Origin of the sequence: Rheinheimera soli (assembly GCF_031457405.1) — a bacterium.
In the GTDB taxonomy this organism is placed as follows: Bacteria; Pseudomonadota; Gammaproteobacteria; order Enterobacterales; family Alteromonadaceae; genus Pararheinheimera; species Pararheinheimera soli_A.
In genome coordinates, this window is the sequence record NZ_JAVDWR010000001.1 from 365371 (window position 1) to 381621 (window position 16251).

General features: G+C 46.0%; 16 protein-coding genes. 8 read left to right on the forward strand and 8 right to left on the reverse strand.

The window, feature by feature from the left end:
• Window positions 1-62 precede the first annotated feature (62 nt).
• Window positions 63-1049: a Kelch repeat-containing protein gene (locus J2W69_RS01655; RefSeq protein ID WP_310273920.1), complete on the forward strand. Its 987-nt coding sequence runs from the start codon at window positions 63-65 to the stop codon at window positions 1047-1049.
• 59 nt (window positions 1050-1108) lie between these two features.
• Here J2W69_RS01655 and J2W69_RS01660 read toward each other — a convergent pair whose 3' ends face one another.
• The 6 genes from J2W69_RS01660 to tsaA form a co-directional block, all read right to left on the reverse strand.
• Entirely contained in the window at window positions 1109-1861 is a 753-nt protein-coding gene (locus tag J2W69_RS01660) for an MlaA family lipoprotein (protein WP_310273923.1), read from the reverse strand.
• A gap of 167 nt (window positions 1862-2028) precedes the next feature.
• A complete protein-coding gene (locus tag J2W69_RS01665; RefSeq protein WP_310273925.1) occupies window positions 2029-2838 on the reverse strand; it encodes a TetR/AcrR family transcriptional regulator in 810 nt (269 codons plus the stop codon).
• Between the two features lie 130 nt (window positions 2839-2968).
• Entirely contained in the window at window positions 2969-3262 is a 294-nt protein-coding gene (locus J2W69_RS01670) for a DUF6170 family protein (protein ID WP_008898370.1), read from the reverse strand.
• 60 nt (window positions 3263-3322) lie between these two features.
• Complete coding sequence (locus tag J2W69_RS01675) at window positions 3323-5095, reverse strand: proline--tRNA ligase (protein ID WP_310273928.1); 1773 nt, start codon at window positions 5093-5095, stop codon at window positions 3323-3325.
• A gap of 66 nt (window positions 5096-5161) precedes the next feature.
• Entirely contained in the window at window positions 5162-6274 is a 1113-nt protein-coding gene (locus tag J2W69_RS01680) for a Kelch repeat-containing protein (protein WP_310273930.1), read from the reverse strand.
• On the reverse strand, window positions 6246-6953 hold the full coding sequence (gene tsaA / locus J2W69_RS01685) for a tRNA (N6-threonylcarbamoyladenosine(37)-N6)-methyltransferase TrmO (RefSeq protein ID WP_310273932.1): 708 nt from the start codon (window positions 6951-6953) through the stop codon (window positions 6246-6248). The genes J2W69_RS01680 and tsaA overlap by 29 nt, the downstream gene beginning before the upstream one ends.
• A gap of 284 nt (window positions 6954-7237) precedes the next feature.
• Between tsaA and purU the strand changes: the two genes are divergently transcribed.
• From purU to J2W69_RS01700, 3 genes are all read left to right on the forward strand, one after another.
• Window positions 7238-8071, forward strand: a complete 834-nt coding sequence (gene purU / locus J2W69_RS01690; RefSeq protein WP_310273934.1) for a formyltetrahydrofolate deformylase — start codon at window positions 7238-7240, stop codon at window positions 8069-8071.
• A 112-nt stretch (window positions 8072-8183) separates the two neighbouring features.
• Window positions 8184-8669 (forward strand): acyl-CoA thioesterase, encoded by a 486-nt coding sequence (locus J2W69_RS01695; RefSeq protein WP_310273935.1) that lies wholly within the window; start codon window positions 8184-8186, stop codon window positions 8667-8669.
• On the forward strand, window positions 8666-9193 hold the full coding sequence (locus J2W69_RS01700; protein WP_310273937.1) for a hypothetical protein: 528 nt from the start codon (window positions 8666-8668) through the stop codon (window positions 9191-9193). Before J2W69_RS01695 ends, J2W69_RS01700 begins: the two co-directional genes overlap by 4 nt.
• A 3-nt stretch (window positions 9194-9196) precedes the next feature.
• Here the strand turns inward: J2W69_RS01700 and can are convergent, their stop codons facing one another.
• The gene (gene can / locus J2W69_RS01705; protein WP_310273939.1) at window positions 9197-9853 is read right to left on the reverse strand and encodes a carbonate dehydratase; all 657 of its coding nucleotides are present in this window, start codon (window positions 9851-9853) and stop codon (window positions 9197-9199) included.
• A gap of 190 nt (window positions 9854-10043) precedes the next feature.
• On the opposite strand from can, the gene galU reads away from it, so the two are divergent.
• Entirely contained in the window at window positions 10044-10946 is a 903-nt protein-coding gene (galU, locus tag J2W69_RS01710; protein WP_310273941.1) for a UTP--glucose-1-phosphate uridylyltransferase GalU, read from the forward strand.
• A gap of 199 nt (window positions 10947-11145) precedes the next feature.
• Window positions 11146-11673: an H-NS family histone-like protein gene (locus J2W69_RS01715; protein WP_310273943.1), complete on the forward strand. Its 528-nt coding sequence runs from the start codon at window positions 11146-11148 to the stop codon at window positions 11671-11673.
• Between the two features lie 60 nt (window positions 11674-11733).
• Here J2W69_RS01715 and J2W69_RS01720 read toward each other — a convergent pair whose 3' ends face one another.
• Window positions 11734-12477, reverse strand: a complete 744-nt coding sequence (locus J2W69_RS01720) for a YciK family oxidoreductase (protein WP_310273945.1) — start codon at window positions 12475-12477, stop codon at window positions 11734-11736.
• Between the two features lie 219 nt (window positions 12478-12696).
• On the opposite strand from J2W69_RS01720, the gene J2W69_RS01725 reads away from it, so the two are divergent.
• Window positions 12697-15093, forward strand: a complete 2397-nt coding sequence (locus J2W69_RS01725) for a VolA/Pla-1 family phospholipase (protein ID WP_310273947.1) — start codon at window positions 12697-12699, stop codon at window positions 15091-15093.
• A gap of 168 nt (window positions 15094-15261) precedes the next feature.
• Window positions 15262-16251 (forward strand): protease SohB, encoded by a 990-nt coding sequence (sohB, locus tag J2W69_RS01730; RefSeq protein WP_310273949.1) that lies wholly within the window; start codon window positions 15262-15264, stop codon window positions 16249-16251.

Here is a 16251-nt window from a genome sequence, read left to right on the forward strand (position 1 = left end):
TATAGAGCTATACATAAAGGCCAGACGGAGCAATCCTCTGGCCTTATTTTTTGGAGTGAAAGATGAGATTAGTTTATCTGTTCTGTGCTTTATTGAGCTTTCAGCTCATGGCGGGTAGCCTGAGCTGGCAGAAAAAAGCGGATCTGTTAGTACCGGTTCAGGAAATTTATCCGGCCGTATTTCAGGGCGAAATTTATGTAGCAGGTGGCCTGAGCTCTGAACTGCCAAAACAACAGGGCCAGATGACAGATGCAGTGCAAATCTACAATGCAAAAACCAATACATGGCGTTATGGCCCTGCTTTGCCTGAAGGGCGTCACCATGGCCAGCTGGTGGCTGTCAAAGAGCAGTTGTTTTTATTTGGTGGTTTTATTCAGGCCAATGGCGGCAACTGGAGTGCCAGCGCTGATGTACTGAAGCTGGATCTGCAACAGCAGCGCTGGTTAAAAGTCGCAAGCCTGCCACAGCCGTTAAGTGAAACAGTCAGTTGGGTGCTTGAAGGCCGGGTTCATTTGCTTTCTGGTCGATCGCCTGTATCTGAAGCAAATGCCCAGTGGCAGGATCAGGCCGATGTAGCTATACATTGGGTTTTTGATCCGGACAGCTTAATAATCACAACAGCGCCGGCAGTACCACAAGCCAAAAATAGTGCCGCAGCAGTAGTCTATGAAGGAAAAGGTTATCTGCTGGGCGGACGGCAAGTTCAGGCTGGCAACAAGGCTGATGTGCATAGTTTTGATGCAAAAAATCAGCAATGGCAGGCCTTAGCCTCAATGCCTGAAGCTCAGGCCGGCTTAGCTGCAGCAGTGCTCAATGGCAAACTATGGGCACTGGGCGGTGAGTTTTTTCAGCAGGGTGGCGGTGTCTTTCATAAAGTATGGGCTTATTCTTTTACCGGGCAGCGCTGGCAGCAGCAGGGGGATATGCCTACACCACGTCATGGCTTAGGCGCTGTGGTGTTGGATAACAGCATATATCTGATAGGTGGTGCTACAGCGGTTGGGTTAAAACAGACCAGTGCTGTGGTGGAACAGTTGATGGTTCAATAAGAGTGGGTAAGGCTTAAATAAAAGGCCAGCAGTGGCTGGCCTTGGTTATGTTTTGCCTGCTACGGCAAATATTCGTCCAGATAACTTTCATCTTCTTCGGCTTTTTTCGGTGGATTGCCGTCGTAGACTTTAAATTCAACCCGCTGGAAATAAGCTTCTTTAATAAAGGCGTATGGATCCACTGAATCGTTCAGCATCTGTTCCATCGACATCATTTGTTCACGTCCATCCAAAGCAGACAGAGTAAAACGTGTAATGGTCAGATTTGAATTTAACATGCCTAACGGAAAATACAGACCGTCGACCACACCAGCCACCAGACCTCGTGTTGTGGTTGGCCCCATGGCCGGGATCATCAGATAAAGGCCATCGCCGACACCCCAAACCGCCAGTGTCTGATTAAAGTCTTCATCTTGTGCGTTTAAATCAATACGGCTTGCGACATCAAATAAACCAAATAAACCTAAGGAACTGTTTAAGACAAAACGGCCCAGGCTGATGGCTGCACTTTTAGGTTTAGCTTGCAGCAATCCATTGACAAAACTGGCAGGTTCGCTCAGATTGTTGACCATATTGGCCACACCGGTACGGGCTGGTTTTGGTACCACCGTCATATAACCTACAGTGACAGGGCGCAGTACATAAGCATCCAGCACATCGTAGTTAAAATCCCAGATATCACGGTTGACGGATTCTAAAGGGTCCCGGGGATCCTGATAATTGGTTTGTGCTTGTTGTTCGTCCACTGCTTTTTTGCTGGCGCAACCCGTTGCCATCAGCAGTACCAGGCACGACACTAAAACAGGCTTCATGCGTAAGACCATAAATTTGCATCCGTTTTTTTGGGAGGGGAAATAACAGGTTGATGATTATACTGGTAAAGCAGGATTTGGATCATCAGCTTTACTGCATTGATTTGTACTCATTGGTAAAAAAATTTGTAACAGCCTGAAAAATACAGCTGAACCAACACAATACCTTATTTTAATACCTCTGGTACAGCGGCAGAGAGCTGTTGCTGTTCGAGGCTAAAGATCTCTTTTTCAACTCTCAGCCAGCTTTGGCTGTAGTCCCAGTCAGAGCTTAATGGCAACCAGTTCATACCATCCAATACGCAGTTTAAGTTAAACAAAAAAGGATGGGTTCCCTGCAGCCGTTCGATGCTGTAGGTTTCACTGGCACTGCTGAGCAAAGCTATGCTGCCAAAAGAGATAGCCCAATTCGCAAAGGCCATCAGATCGATTGTAGCTCCGGCTTTAGCTTGCAGCTCATTGGCATCTATGGCTTGTTGCAGTAATACATCGATCATCTGTGTGACTTCTTTTTCCAGCTCCTGCTGCATAGTCAAACGAGCAGGTGAGCTTTTTTCCTGGACCCAGGGTGATTTTGCCGTCAGCACACAGCTGAACAGAACAGGTTGCAGTTTTGCCGACAATAAATAGGCCTGATGCAATGCCAGTGCTATTTCTCTGGTATTCCCCTCAAACCGCAGGGCTTTTTTAAACAAACTGATTTCATGGCGTAAGGAAGCATTACACAAGGCTGTGATCACATCTTCTTTACTGGAAAAGTGATTGTAGATAGTGCCTTTGGAATAGGGGCTGGCTGCCGTCAGTTTATCCATTGTCAGATTGGCATAACCTTCAGCTTCGACCAGTTGTTGCGCTATGTGCAGCAATTCCTGTTCACGGTCGGCAATAGCCTGCTGCTTTTTGCTAAACCTTTGCTGTAAAGGGCAGCTGCGGCTTTCCTTAGCTGCAGTGGTAATGTCACACAAAAACTTCAGCATAAAAGATGATTTTTCCTGTTCACTTCCATCAGAACTCTCTGATTTAGCATACCCCAAACTGCGTTCATCAGGGTTTTGTTATCTGTTGGAACAACAAAACCCTGCGTTTAGTCAGGATATAGCCGGAGTACTACAACTTCAGCTTAGTACGGGCTTGTTGTAAGTGAGGGCGGCATAAAGCAAAAGTCAGAGGTCGGGTCAGCAGCGGATAAGCGGCCAGCAACACCAGTATAGTGAGGGTGCTTTGCCATGAATCCCATTGAGCTATCACTAAAAACAGCGGAATTAAAATAGCCAGTTTCAACAGGTTCAGCAGTAGTTTTTGTGGTATGGGCACTTGTTCTGTTGCACTTCGGATCACCTGCATCCGCTGTGCAAATTTAAGGTCTTTGAGTTCAGGAATAGTTTGGCTACTAAAATACATGGGGCAGACTCCAGAAAACAGGCCCCGTGCACACAGGGCCTTTTACACAGACAAGAGCAATCAGAGTGATTTTAACTGAGTCACTACATCGGTCAGTGGCAGCATTAATTTGTCACCCGTCAGACGGTTTTTCAGCTCAACTTTCTGCTCATCCAGATTACGTTCGCCTACTATGATTTGGTAAGGCACACCTAACAGCTCCATATCGGCAAACATTACACCAGGGCGCTCTTTGCGATCGTCAAACAGTACTTCGAAGCCTGCTGCTGTCAGTTCTTTGTACAACTGCTCTGCTGCTTCCTGAATACGCACCGACTTGTGCATATTCATCGGCACTATGGCCACCTGAAATGGCGCTATAGCCACAGGCCATTTAATGCCGTATTCATCATGATTTTGCTCAATAGCAGCCGCAACAATACGGGATACACCCACACCATAACAGCCCATAGTCATGATCTGGTGTTTGCCTTCTTCGTTTAATACGCCGGCTTTCATGGCTGATGAATAACGGTCGCCTAACTGGAAAATATGACCTACTTCAATACCACGGCGAATAACTAAATTGCCTTGACCGCATGGACTTGGATCGCCTTCTACCACGTTGCGTAGGTCAGCGACCTGATAAGCCGTGATGTCACGGTCGAAGTTTACCCCGGTGAAGTGGAAACCTTCTTTGTTAGCGCCAGTGACAAAATCGGCCAAATGAGCGGCTGCATGATCCACAATAACAGGAATAGCTAAGCCAACAGGGCCAACAGAACCCGGTTTAGCACCAGTGACAGCAATCACATCTTCTTCAGAAGCAAACTGCAGCGGGGAGGCCACCAGTGGGTGTTTTTCAGCTTTGATTTCGTTTAAATCGTGATCGCCACGCAGCACCAAAGCCACGACTTTAGAGCGCCAGGTATTTTCCAGTGTTTCAGCATCTGCATCGGCCAGTAGAACTTTTAATTCATCAAAGCTAAGTTCTGGGTTCAGTTGAACCAACAAAGTTTTGGCGATTGCAGAAGCATCCACTGTTAAAAAGGCAGAGACCTCTTCAATAGTTTTGGCATTTGGGGTTGCCACTTCGGTTTTGTTTTGTGACGCTGCAGGGCGCTGGCCTTGAGGAGGCAAAGCTTCAGCTTTTTCGATATTGGCGGCGTAATCGCTGCCATCAGAAAATACAATAGCGTCTTCACCAGATGCGGCCAGTACATGGAATTCGTGTGACATACTGCCACCAATGGCGCCAGTATCAGCCAACACAGGGCGGAAATCCAAACCTAAGCGTGTGAAGATATTGCAGTAAGCCTGATACATAGCATCATAGGTTTGCTGCAGACTTTCCTGACTTAAGTGAAAAGAGTAGGCGTCTTTCATTAAAAATTCGCGGGCACGCATGACACCAAAACGAGGACGGCGTTCGTCACGGAACTTGGTTTGAATCTGATACAAATTTATAGGCAGCTGTTTGTAGCTGCTGATTTCTTTGCGGACTAAATCGGTGATCACTTCTTCGTGAGTTGGGCCTAAAACAAAATCACGCTGGTGACGGTCTTTAAAACGCAGCAGTTCAGCGTCCATTTTCTCCCAGCGGCCAGATTCCTGCCACAACTCAGCATGCTGCACTACCGGCATCAGTACTTCGATAGCTCCGGCTTTGTTCATTTCTTCGCGGACAATGTTCTCAACCTTGCGTAAAACCCGCAAGCCACTGGGCAACCAGGTGTATAAACCTGATGCCAGACGACGCACCATACCGGCACGTAACATCAACTGATGGCTGATAATTTCGGCATCGGCCGGGGTTTCTTTCATAGTGGAGAGTAAATACTGACTTGTCCGCATAAATAAATAGTTCCGTGTTTTTTAAGTTTAATTGCTTTGGAAATCGACCGTATTCTACCAAGCCTGTCACTGCGGCAGTAGTTTAATCTGATGTTTTATCCACTCTGCGGTCAGATTTTGCCCCGCCACCATGCCACCCAGACTGTAGAGCTCATTGTTCATCGTCACTAAAGTGCGTAAATCCATCACAGCGGTGGTATTTTCAGCCTTCAGCCAGCTTTTGTCTGCAATTGAATAAGCCCAGACCTGGGCTGAAGGCTCAGCCGGCGTGCCGTTGTAGCCTATGCCATTGTAGTTATAAGCGGTTTCGCTGCCGCCAATAAATACAATCAACTCTTTGCCATCCTGTTTTACAGCAGCAGCGGCCATGCGGTAACGGGCTTTGCCTGTCGGATGCTGAATTTGCTGCCAACTGATCCTGTTGGGATTGGATGTATTGATTTCACCTAACCAGCACTGAGCTTCGGTTTCATACTGGCGTGGTAAGGTCTGATAATTGACTTTGACTCCATCACACAACAGCATATGCTGGCCTGATAAAGCGCCTGCCAGACCAAAAGTGGGGGTACCCGGAAAAGGTGTGGCCTGACTCCACTTCTGAGTGAAGTTATCAAACAGCTGTATTAAGTTAACATTGCCATCCTGAGACCAGCCGCTGGCCAGATAGATATATCTGTTCATGTAAGCCAGAGCCACACTATCGTCCACAGCAACCGGCATATCAGGCAGCTTGTTATAGGCCTTGGTGACAGGGCTGTAACGATAGCTTTCGCTGCTGGACACTTCAGTGCCATTGGCTGCTACTGTGTAGCCACCAAATATAAAGAAGTGATTTTGTAAGGTAACGCCTGAACTGGCCAGCCGGCCACTTAAACGTTGGCGGCTCGGAACTACCGGTGCTTTCAGCCAGGTCGGGTCGCCTACAGTCCATTGCCATACTCTGTTATGCACATCAGCATGGGTTTTACCTGATGAGAGGCCCATAAAACTGCTGACATAAGTGCGGCCCGCTACGCTGGTGCTCATCACCAGATTGTTACTGACGGCTTCGGGCAATGCGGGCAGTTGTGCCGCGCTCAGCAACAAAGGCGCGCTAAGACTCAGACAAAGACTGAACTGCATGAGCCTGTTGCTGGTTAACCCGGCTGATTTATGAAACTTGCCTGATTTCTGTAACATGGTTATGTACTCCGTTCACTGTCCATTTGATATTAAAGTGATACAGCGTCATGCCGTAGCTTTGTTGTTCCGCTTTTTGTTTTTTGTAAGGAGGGCGCGGGTCTTGTTTTAACACTTTTTCTATCAATACTGCTAATTCCGGCTGATCTTTTTGCCGCTGACAAAATTCCAGCACTGCAGGTTCAAAACTGACCGTCATGTCGGTTTCTGGTGCCGCATCGGCAAAACCGCCTGCGGCATCCGGCAAGGCATCTGCGTAGGGCAGGTAAGGCTTAATATCCAGTATTGGTGTGCCATCGAGCAGGTCAACGCCAGACAGCTGAATGATCAGCCGGCCTTGTTTGCGCACTACGCCTTCAAATTTTACGACAGAAAGGCCAATTGGGTTTGGTCTGAATGTGGCGCGGGTGGCAAAAACGCCTTTTTTTCCATTGCCACCCAAACGTGGCGGCCTCACCAGCGGTGACCAGCCTTTGTCTGCGGTTTCATGAAATACAAACACAAGCCATAAATGACTGAAGGCTTCAATGCCCCGCACTATAGCATCATCGTCATAGCCAGTTTCCAACACCAGTTCAGCTTTAGCTTCGGCTATCAGACCAGGCTGGCGGGGTATGGCGAACTTTTGTTTGTAGGGAGAGCGGATGGTGCCCAGCACCTGCATTTGATAAGAGGGCATCAGTTCCTCAGTAGATAAAAAGCCAGCAAAAGGCAAAAAACGAAGTCTATTATGGCGTTGCAAGAGTTAAAGGACAAGCAAAGCTCTGATTGAAAATAACTTTACAATAGTGTTAAAACTTGGGATTAATAGCAGGCAGGTGCTGCACATTATGTGTAGCCCACAGCAAAGAGCGGTTAAAGCCGCCGGATTATACCCAAGTGAGAACAACCAAAACCACCTGAATCCACTTTATGTATGCAGCGCTTTGCTGCGTTTTTGCTATGGCTTGACGAGAGTTGATAATGGAAAAGAAAGTTTTATTAATTGAATGCCCGGATTCAAAAGGTTTGATCGCACAAATTACCAATATTTGCTACAAACACCAGTTGAACATTATCCGTAATACCGAATATGTAGACCCGGATTCGGGGCAGTTTTTTATGCGTACTCAGCTTGAAGGCATTTTTAATGACAAAACCCTGATGCTGGATCTAGACAGAGCTTTGCCACAAGGCAGCAGCCGTCAGTTAGTGGCAGCCGGGCGAAAAAAAGTAGTGATTCTTGTGACCAAAGAAGCGCATTGTCTGGGTGATATTTTAATGAAGGTGTATGACGGCTCGCTGAAACTGGATATAGCTGCTGTAGTGGGTAATCATCCGGATTTGCAAAGCCTGGCAGAGAAGTTTGATATTCCCTATCACTTTGTCAGTCATATTGACAAGAGTCGTGAGCAACATGAAGCCGCATTGCAGCAGGTAATAGACCCTTATCAGGCTGATTATCTGGTGCTGGCTAAGTTTATGCGGGTATTAAGCCCGGCTTTTGTCGCGCACTACAAAGAACGTATTATCAATATTCACCATAGCTTTTTGCCTGCCTTTATTGGTGCTAATCCTTATCATCAGGCGCATAAAAGAGGCGTCAAAATTATTGGCGCCACAGCGCATTTTGTCACTGATGATCTGGACGAAGGCCCTATTATTAAACAGCTGGTGACGCCAGTGGATCATACCTACAGTGCTATGGATATGGTGAAAGCAGGTCGTGATGTGGAAAAAAATGTGTTGAGTAAAGCCTTGCAACTGGTGCTGGAAGACAGAGTTTTTGTGCATGGCAATAAAACAGTGATTTTATAGCAGTTATTCTGTAACAGTGATTATTTAAAAACGGGCCGCAGATCAGCGGCTTGTCTCGATTTTTCTGCTAAAACGACTATGCTCAAAAAAACAAAAATAAGGCAGTTTTCCGATGTCAGGTAAAAGAGAAGTTGAATTCAGATTTTTAGCAGAACCTACCCATGTCAACTTTGGTGGCAAAGTGCATGGCGGTATGGTGATGAAATGGATCGATCAGGTGGCTTATGCCTGCGCAGCCGGCTGGAGCGGTTTGTATTGTGTCACCATCTCTGTGGGGACTATTCGTTTCAGACGACCTATTCTGGTAGGGCATCAGGTGGAGCTGATTGCCCGTATTGTTTATACCGGCACTACCAGTATGCATGTGCTGGTGCAGGTGCGCTCAGGAGATACCAAAGGCGGTGACATGCTGGAAACTAACCATTGTATTATCAGCTTTGTTGCTTTAGACGCTGAAGGCCATACAGCGGCAGTACCAGCCTGGGTTCCGCAGACAGACGAAGACAAATTTTTGCAGGCTTACGCCGTGAAAACCAAAGCCTTTTCGCAAGAAGTAGAGCAAAACATGCTGGATTTTTATCAGGAGACCCACCAATGAAAGCCCTGTGTTTGATAGTTGCGCTTTTTAGTGTTTCATTAACCGCTGCAGAGCCGGTGTTACATCCTGAACTGGAAATTTTCCGGCCTTATATTGACAGTCATTGGGAAGGCGACCTGACCGAGCCCGGTAAAGAGAAAAAGATGGTAGACCGCTCCATCTGGAGCAGGGTACTAAACGGTCAAGCCATTAAAACGGTGCATTCGGTGAATAATGGGGAATATGGCGGTGAGACGATGATCTTCTGGGATCAAAAACAACAAAAAATTGCCTATTATTATTTCACTACCGCTGGTTTTTATACCCATGGAACTATGAGTTACAACGCGACCACTAAAAGTATTGAGGCTGTAGAACAAGTACAAAATAATGCTCAGGGTATCACGCAAGTACGTTCACATTCAGTGCTGAATGAAAGTGGCACACTTGAGGTTAGCTCAGATTATTTACAAAATGGCCAATGGGTAAAAGGGCACAGTGCTACTTATAAACGCGTGCCCCAAACCCAGGTGACGTTTCGTTAGCTGTTATTTTTCACTCACAAATTCTTCAGTCGGTTGCAATGCATAGATATTATCTATTTGTGTGGCGCTGGAGTGACTGACGCGTAAATCTTTGATGTGGCCGTTACGCAGGCTGTAGACCCAACCATGCACGGTCAGCGGTTGTCCCCTTTCCCATGCATCCTGTACAAAACTGGTGTGGCATACATTACGCACTTGCTCCATCACGTTCAGCTCGCACAAACGGTTGACTCTTTCGCCATCATCGGCAAAAGCGTCCAGCTCTTCTCTGTGCAGTGCGTACACATCTTTGATATTGCGTAACCAGTTGTCGACAAAACCAATACGCTGCTTGTTCATCGCTGCAGCAACGCCGCCACAGCCATAATGCCCACAGACAATAATATGTTTTATTTTTAAAATATCGATAGCGTACTGCAGTACAGATAAACAATTGATGTCGGAATGCAGCACCAGGTTGGCTACATTGCGGTGGACGAAAAGTTCACCCGGTAACAAGCCAACTATTTCATTGGCCGGAACCCTGCTGTCTGAGCAGCCTATCCATAAATATTCAGGCGCTTGCTGCTCTGAAAGTTGCTTAAAAAAGCCCGGAGCTTCCTGCTCAACCCGCTCAGCCCATGATCTGTTATTGGCAAATAAGTGTTTTAACGAACGCATGGAATCACCCTATAGAGAACTGGCGCTACCATAACAGATCTTACCTGTTGGAGAACACCGACCAGCCATCAATAAACCGACCCGTCAAGGAAACAAATTCAGCGGCTATAAATCTGTCTGGCTGCTTAATGGCGCTCAGGGTATGATATCCCTATCAATAACTTAATGCTTATTGCAAGGACTATACAGCATGGTAAAGCTAAAAAAAGCAGTGATCCCAGTGGCAGGTTTAGGCACCCGAATGTTGCCTGCGACCAAAGCTATTCCAAAAGAAATGCTTCCTGTGGTGGACAAACCTTTGATCCAGTATGTAGTAGAGGAAGCCGCAGCTGCAGGGATCACTGAAATAGTGCTGGTGACTCATTCCAGTAAAAATTCGATTGAAAACCATTTTGATACCAGTTTTGAACTGGAAACTCAGCTTGAAAAAAGGGTTAAACGTTCTTTACTGGACGATGTGCGGTCTATTAACCCAAAAAATGTCACTGTGATCTCGGTACGACAGCCTGTGGCTTTAGGTTTGGGCCATGCCGTATTATGTGCTGCGCCTGTGGTGGGGAATGAGCCATTTGCAGTTATTTTACCCGATGTATTAATTGACAAATATCATGCCGATGCCCGTATTCACAATTTAAAAGCCATGATTGAACGTTTTGAAACTACAGGCGCCAGTCAGATTATGGTCGAGCCTGTGCCTGCGCTGGACGTCAATAAGTATGGCATAGTCGATATTGCCGGCGAAGAGCTGCTGCAAGGGCAATCTGCTTTAATCCGGACTATGGTGGAAAAGCCTGATATTGAAGATGCCCCTTCCAATTTGGCTATTACAGGACGTTATGTTTTATCAGCCAAAGTCTGGGATTTGTTACGTCGCACAGCCCCTGGTGCAGGCGGTGAAATTCAGCTGACAGATGCTTTACATCATTTATTATTAATTGAAAAAATTGAAGCCTATCATTTACAAGGCAAATCACATGACTGTGGAAGTAAAATAGGTTATCTCAAAGCTGTGGTTGAATACGCGCTGCAGGACAAAAAACTGTCAGCTGAATTCCGTAACTATTTGAAAGATCTGTATCTGTTAAAAGACTGAATTGAAAAAATATGCAACCAGTCTTTCTTTTGTGTATCGTTTTTTTCATTAACCTTAGTATGAGTGGTAGCGCACAGTTGGCTTTTGTCTCAGCTCAGTAGCTTTCAATCTTATTTAGTGAATAAGATTGTATTTAAGCTTTAATTTAGCAGAATGATTCTGTACTATCTTTAATAGTATTTATCCATGGGAGATTTTCATGTCATTGTTACTCGATAAAAAAGAACTGAAAAAAGCCGCCAAAGAAATCACGACGGTTAAATTACATGAAGTAATTGAAACGTTAAATTCAGTATTGGTTGAACGCCAGAAAGAAACAGAAGTATTGTCTCAGATCCGTGCTTTGGCTAAAGCTCAGGGTTTTACGCTGGAACAACTGGGTTATCAGCTGAATGCTGATGTAGTTGTCAGCCATGACGATGACTCTGAAGCTAAAGGCAAACGTCCGGTTAAGCCAAAATTCAAAACCATTAATAAAGAAAGTCAGTTTTTCTATGTGGACGCAGGTAAATTAAATTTACTGAAAACTCATACGATGAAAAAGGCCTTAGTAGACCGCGGTATCAACGTAGTGCCATTCCATAAAGTAGAAAGCAAATACGGTAAAGATATCGAAGCTTTATTAGCGGAAGCAGGTACCCAGGCTGTTGAGAACTTCAATAGTAAAGTGGACGTGTGGAACGCATGGGCTCAGGCCAATGGCGAAGAAATTCTGTCGAAGAAGTAATTTTCTTAAAATTACTTTTTTAGTAAAAAAAACCGGCTTGAGCCGGTTTTTTTTCAGGGATTATTTCTGCTGTGCATCCATTGACTGGCCATTCACGGCTTTGCTGTCGTCACTCATTAAATACAAATACAACGGCATAATTTGCTCCGCTGCAGGCAAACTCAACTGATCTTCACCCGGATAAGCTTTGCTACGCATTTTGGTGCGGGTAGCGCCAGGATTAATCGCATTGACCCTCAGTGTTGTGCCTTCATACTCTGCAGCCATCAGTTGCATTAAACCTTCAGTGGCAAACTTTGATACGGCATAACCACCCCAGTAGGCTCTGGCCTGACGGCCTACACCTGAAGAGGTAAAAACAACTGAACTCTGTGGCGCTAATTTTAACACTGGGATCAGAGCCTGACTCATCAACATGGCGGCTGTGACATTGACCTGTAAAATATCCTGCCAGGTGGGTAAATCAAGATGTTCAAAAGGGCTCAATACCCCTAACATTCCGGCGTTGTGCAGTACTCCGTCCAATTTACCAAATTCTGCTTTAATAGTGCTCGCCATGTCCTGGTAGTGTTTGGCTGTTGCACCTTTTAAATCCAGCGGAACAATAGCTGGTTCTGGCCAGCCAGCTGCAACTATTTCATCGTACACCGCTGTAAGTTTGGACGTTGTTTTGCCCAGCAGGATAACAGTAGCGCCGTATTTGGCGTAACAAAGCGCTGCGGCTTTGCCTATGCCGTCGCCAGCGCCTGTTACCAGAATAACTTTGTCTGCCAGTGCTTGAGGCTTAGCTTGATAATTAAACATAAAAAGGGGTCCCAGACGTTGAAAAACGGCGGCAGCATACCTGCTCTGTACTAATTTTGCACCTTTCTTCAACAAGCTTGAATTTGAGCTAGCGAATTTTTTCTGATTGGGTTAAGTTTAACTGGTCGTAGCTGTTAAAGGCTAACATCACAAAACGAATGACTCCTTTAGGTAACTACAGGGGCAGAATAAGAAAAATACAGGACACGGGGAGAAGATATGAACAAGCTTTTGCTTAGCTTTGCTATTGCCAGTGCGTTAGGTTTAGCCGGTTGTGGTGGCGAATCACTGGACGAAATTAAAGAAGATACTCAAACAGGTGGAGAGGTTCAGATCCCTTTATCACGTGTAGTCTATGACCCAGCCAACGGTGTGTTATCGCCACCTAACGATTTATTATTACAAGGCACCACTGATGGTACTTTGTTTATGCCTGGCGAAAAAGATGCAGCCGGTGCCCATCTTGCTGCTCCTAACTATGCCGACCCTTCAACGGCTTTAGGCGCATTGGATGGCTGGTCAACACAAAACCCATTTACCATTGCACTGAGCTTTACCTCTGGTGTCAGCTTAGATGCAGCCAGTGTGCAGCAACCTGGTTCAGTTTATTTAGTGGAAACCCTGATGGGCGACCCTGCATCACCAGATGCAGATTGTCGTGCTGTGCCTCGGGGCGTTGCTTGTAAGGCTGTTGGCAGTCTGACCTTTGGTGTGGATTATGTGACTCGTGCCAGTGGCAGCAGTATCGCTGTGATCCCGTTGAAGCCATTAAAACCAGCCACTACTTATATTCTGGTGTTCACCAATAATTTAAAAGACAGTGAAGGCCGTTCTGTCGCACCTTCTACCACTTATGAGTTAGTCAAGCAGGACATCAACACTAAGCCTTTAGGCACAGCTGCTCAGCTGGCTTTACAAGGCGTCATTAACAGTTTTGAAAATGCGGTTTCTGCACAATCTATCAATAAAGATGGCATTATTTACACTGCGGCTATCACTACCCAATCCACAGCTCCGGTATTTGCCACTATTAAACAGTTGATGGCACCAAGTCCGTTAAATAATAATACGCCTCCTTCAGTGGCTCTTGCTGATACTGGTGTTGTGGTCTCTGATCTGTTGTTTCCGGGACAAACAGTAGCGGATAGCCTGGCTGATCCTCGTTTTATTTTTAAACTGGCTAAGTTATACAGCGGTACTATTAACCTGCCGTATTATCTGGGTGCAGCAACTGCTGAAAATCCAATGGCTCCTTTAAGCACCCGTTGGATGGCCCGTTGTGACTCAGGCGCTATTATTGCCTCTCTGAGCCAGGCGCAAATCACAGCGTTAGAAAACAGCATCACTGATCCGGCTCAGGCTGGAAATGATGCTTTCTGTAAAGCTGTTTCAGGTGGCGCTTTACGTGACTTTGGTCTGGATAAACAACGCCATCTGACCAAATTTAACGTGGTTCCTAAGGTAAACAGCACTCAGACGTTGGCTGTGCAAGTAACAGTACCTGACGAAGTTCGTGGTGCGGCTTTAGGTTTGGTTAAACCTGCTGCAGGCTGGCCTGTGGTGATGTTACAACATGGTATTACTTCGAAAAAAGAAGATATGTTAGCCATCACTGGTGCTTTATCTGCCCGTGGTTTTGCCACTATTGCGATTGACCATCCGTTACATGGCAGCCGTGGTTTTGGTCCATTAAACGCCAGCAATGGCAATGCAACTGTCTATATGAACCTGTCGAATCTGTTGGTGACCCGTGACAATTTACGTCAGAGTATCGCTGATATGCTGGGCTTACGTTTAGGTATGAACTTTAACAACCAACCTGGCTTGTTAAACACTCAGGACGTGCAGTTCTTAGGCCATTCTTTAGGTGCAATCTCAGGTACTGCTATGGTGGCCCTGGCCAACAGCACAACAGGCAATGCACAACTGGATGCCGCGTATAGAATTCGCTCAGCTACCTTAGCTATGCCTGGTGGTGCTGTAGCTAACTTCCTGTTGGAGTCAGCTTCTTTTGGTCCTACCATTAAAGCCAGCGTATTGTTAGGTGCTGGTGGTGCAACTGCTCAGGGGTACATAGACTTTGCCACCAACAATGCCTGTGGTGCAGGTCAGAGTGCTCCTTATGCGGCTTGTTTTAATGACTTTGTTCAGGCGCTTGCCGTATCTAATCCAGCGGCACTGGCGACATTAAACGCTTCGTTCTCGTCTTTTGCTTTTGCAGCTCAAACAGTAACAGATGCTGGTGATCCAAATAACTATGCTTCTATGCTGGTGGCTTCTGAAACCCCAACTTATATCATTGAAGTGGTAGGCAACGGTTCGGATCAATTACCCGACCAGGTGATCCCAAATCGCTCTGCTGCTATGCCTCTGGCAGGCACTGAGCCTCTGGCTGCTTTATTAGGTGCTTCAGCTTTAAGTAACGTGGCTGGTACTTATCCGGTGACGGGCACAGCATTAAGCCGCTTTATTGCGGGTAACCACAGCTCTATCCTGAGCCCTGCGGGCAGTGCCGCAGCAACAGCTGAAATGCAAGGCCAAAGCGTAAGCTTCTTTATGGGCCGTGGTGCAGGTGTTGTGGTCACCAACGGTGCTGTAATGGCTCCTGCTAACTAATACTTTTACGTCTGTAAAAGCCCGGCTCTGATGCCGGGCTTTTTTTATAGCAAAAAATAAAGTGTCGATGCGCCTCAGGTTGGAACTTGTGTCGACTGTGTTATAACCATAGCGATTTTTTTTAATACTACATCAGGCTACAATGCCGTTAGTTTTTCTTTAAAAGGAATGGAAGTGGAATTTTTATATCAATATGGTTTATTTTTAGCGAAAACAGCCACAGTGGTGATTGCTGTCGCAGTTATTGTTGCTGTGGTGCTGTCAGCTAAACAAAAAGCTAAAAAGGGTGAACTGGAGTTTAACGATTTATCTGAAGATTACGCTGATTTAACCGCTGATTTGCAGCAACAGTTGCTGGATAAAAAGGCATTTAAAGCCTGGACTAAAAACCAGAAACAAAAGGACGAGCCAAAAGAGCGGCTTTTTGTACTGGATTTTAATGGCAGTATGGATGCACATGAAGTAGAAGCACTACGTGAAGAAGTCACAGCTGTGCTTGCCGTTGCAACAGAAACAGATGAAGTGCTGATCCGGCTGGAAAGTCCGGGTGGGGTAGTACATGGTTATGGTTTGGCGGCTTCACAGCTGGACAGAATTAAGCAGCAAAATATCCGCCTGACGGTGGCGGTCGACAAAGTAGCAGCCAGTGGTGGTTACATGATGGCTTGTATTGCCGATCGTATTTTAGCTGCCCCTTTTGCCATTGTGGGTTCTATTGGGGTGGTGGCTCAATTGCCTAATTTCCATAAGCTGCTGAAAAAAAATCACATAGACGTGGAACAGTTTACTGCGGGTGAATTTAAACGCACAGTCACAGTGTTTGCTGAAAATACAGACAAAGGCCGTGAGAAGTTTCAGCAAGAGCTGGAACAAACCCATATTTTGTTTAAAGATTTTGTGTTTAAACACAGGCCTGTGCTGGTGATGGATCAGGTGGCGACAGGGGAGCACTGGTTTGGTTATCAGGCCCTGAATTTAAACTTAATCGATCAGTTACAAACCAGTGATGACTATTTGGTTCAGCAATTTAAAACCAAAAAGGTTGTGCAGGTGAAATACCAGCTCAAACGCAAACTGGCGGAAAAAGTTGGTTTAGCTGCAAGCTCTGCGCTGACTGCCAGCCTGAACAAATTGTCGCAACTTAGTTTCTGGCGTTAA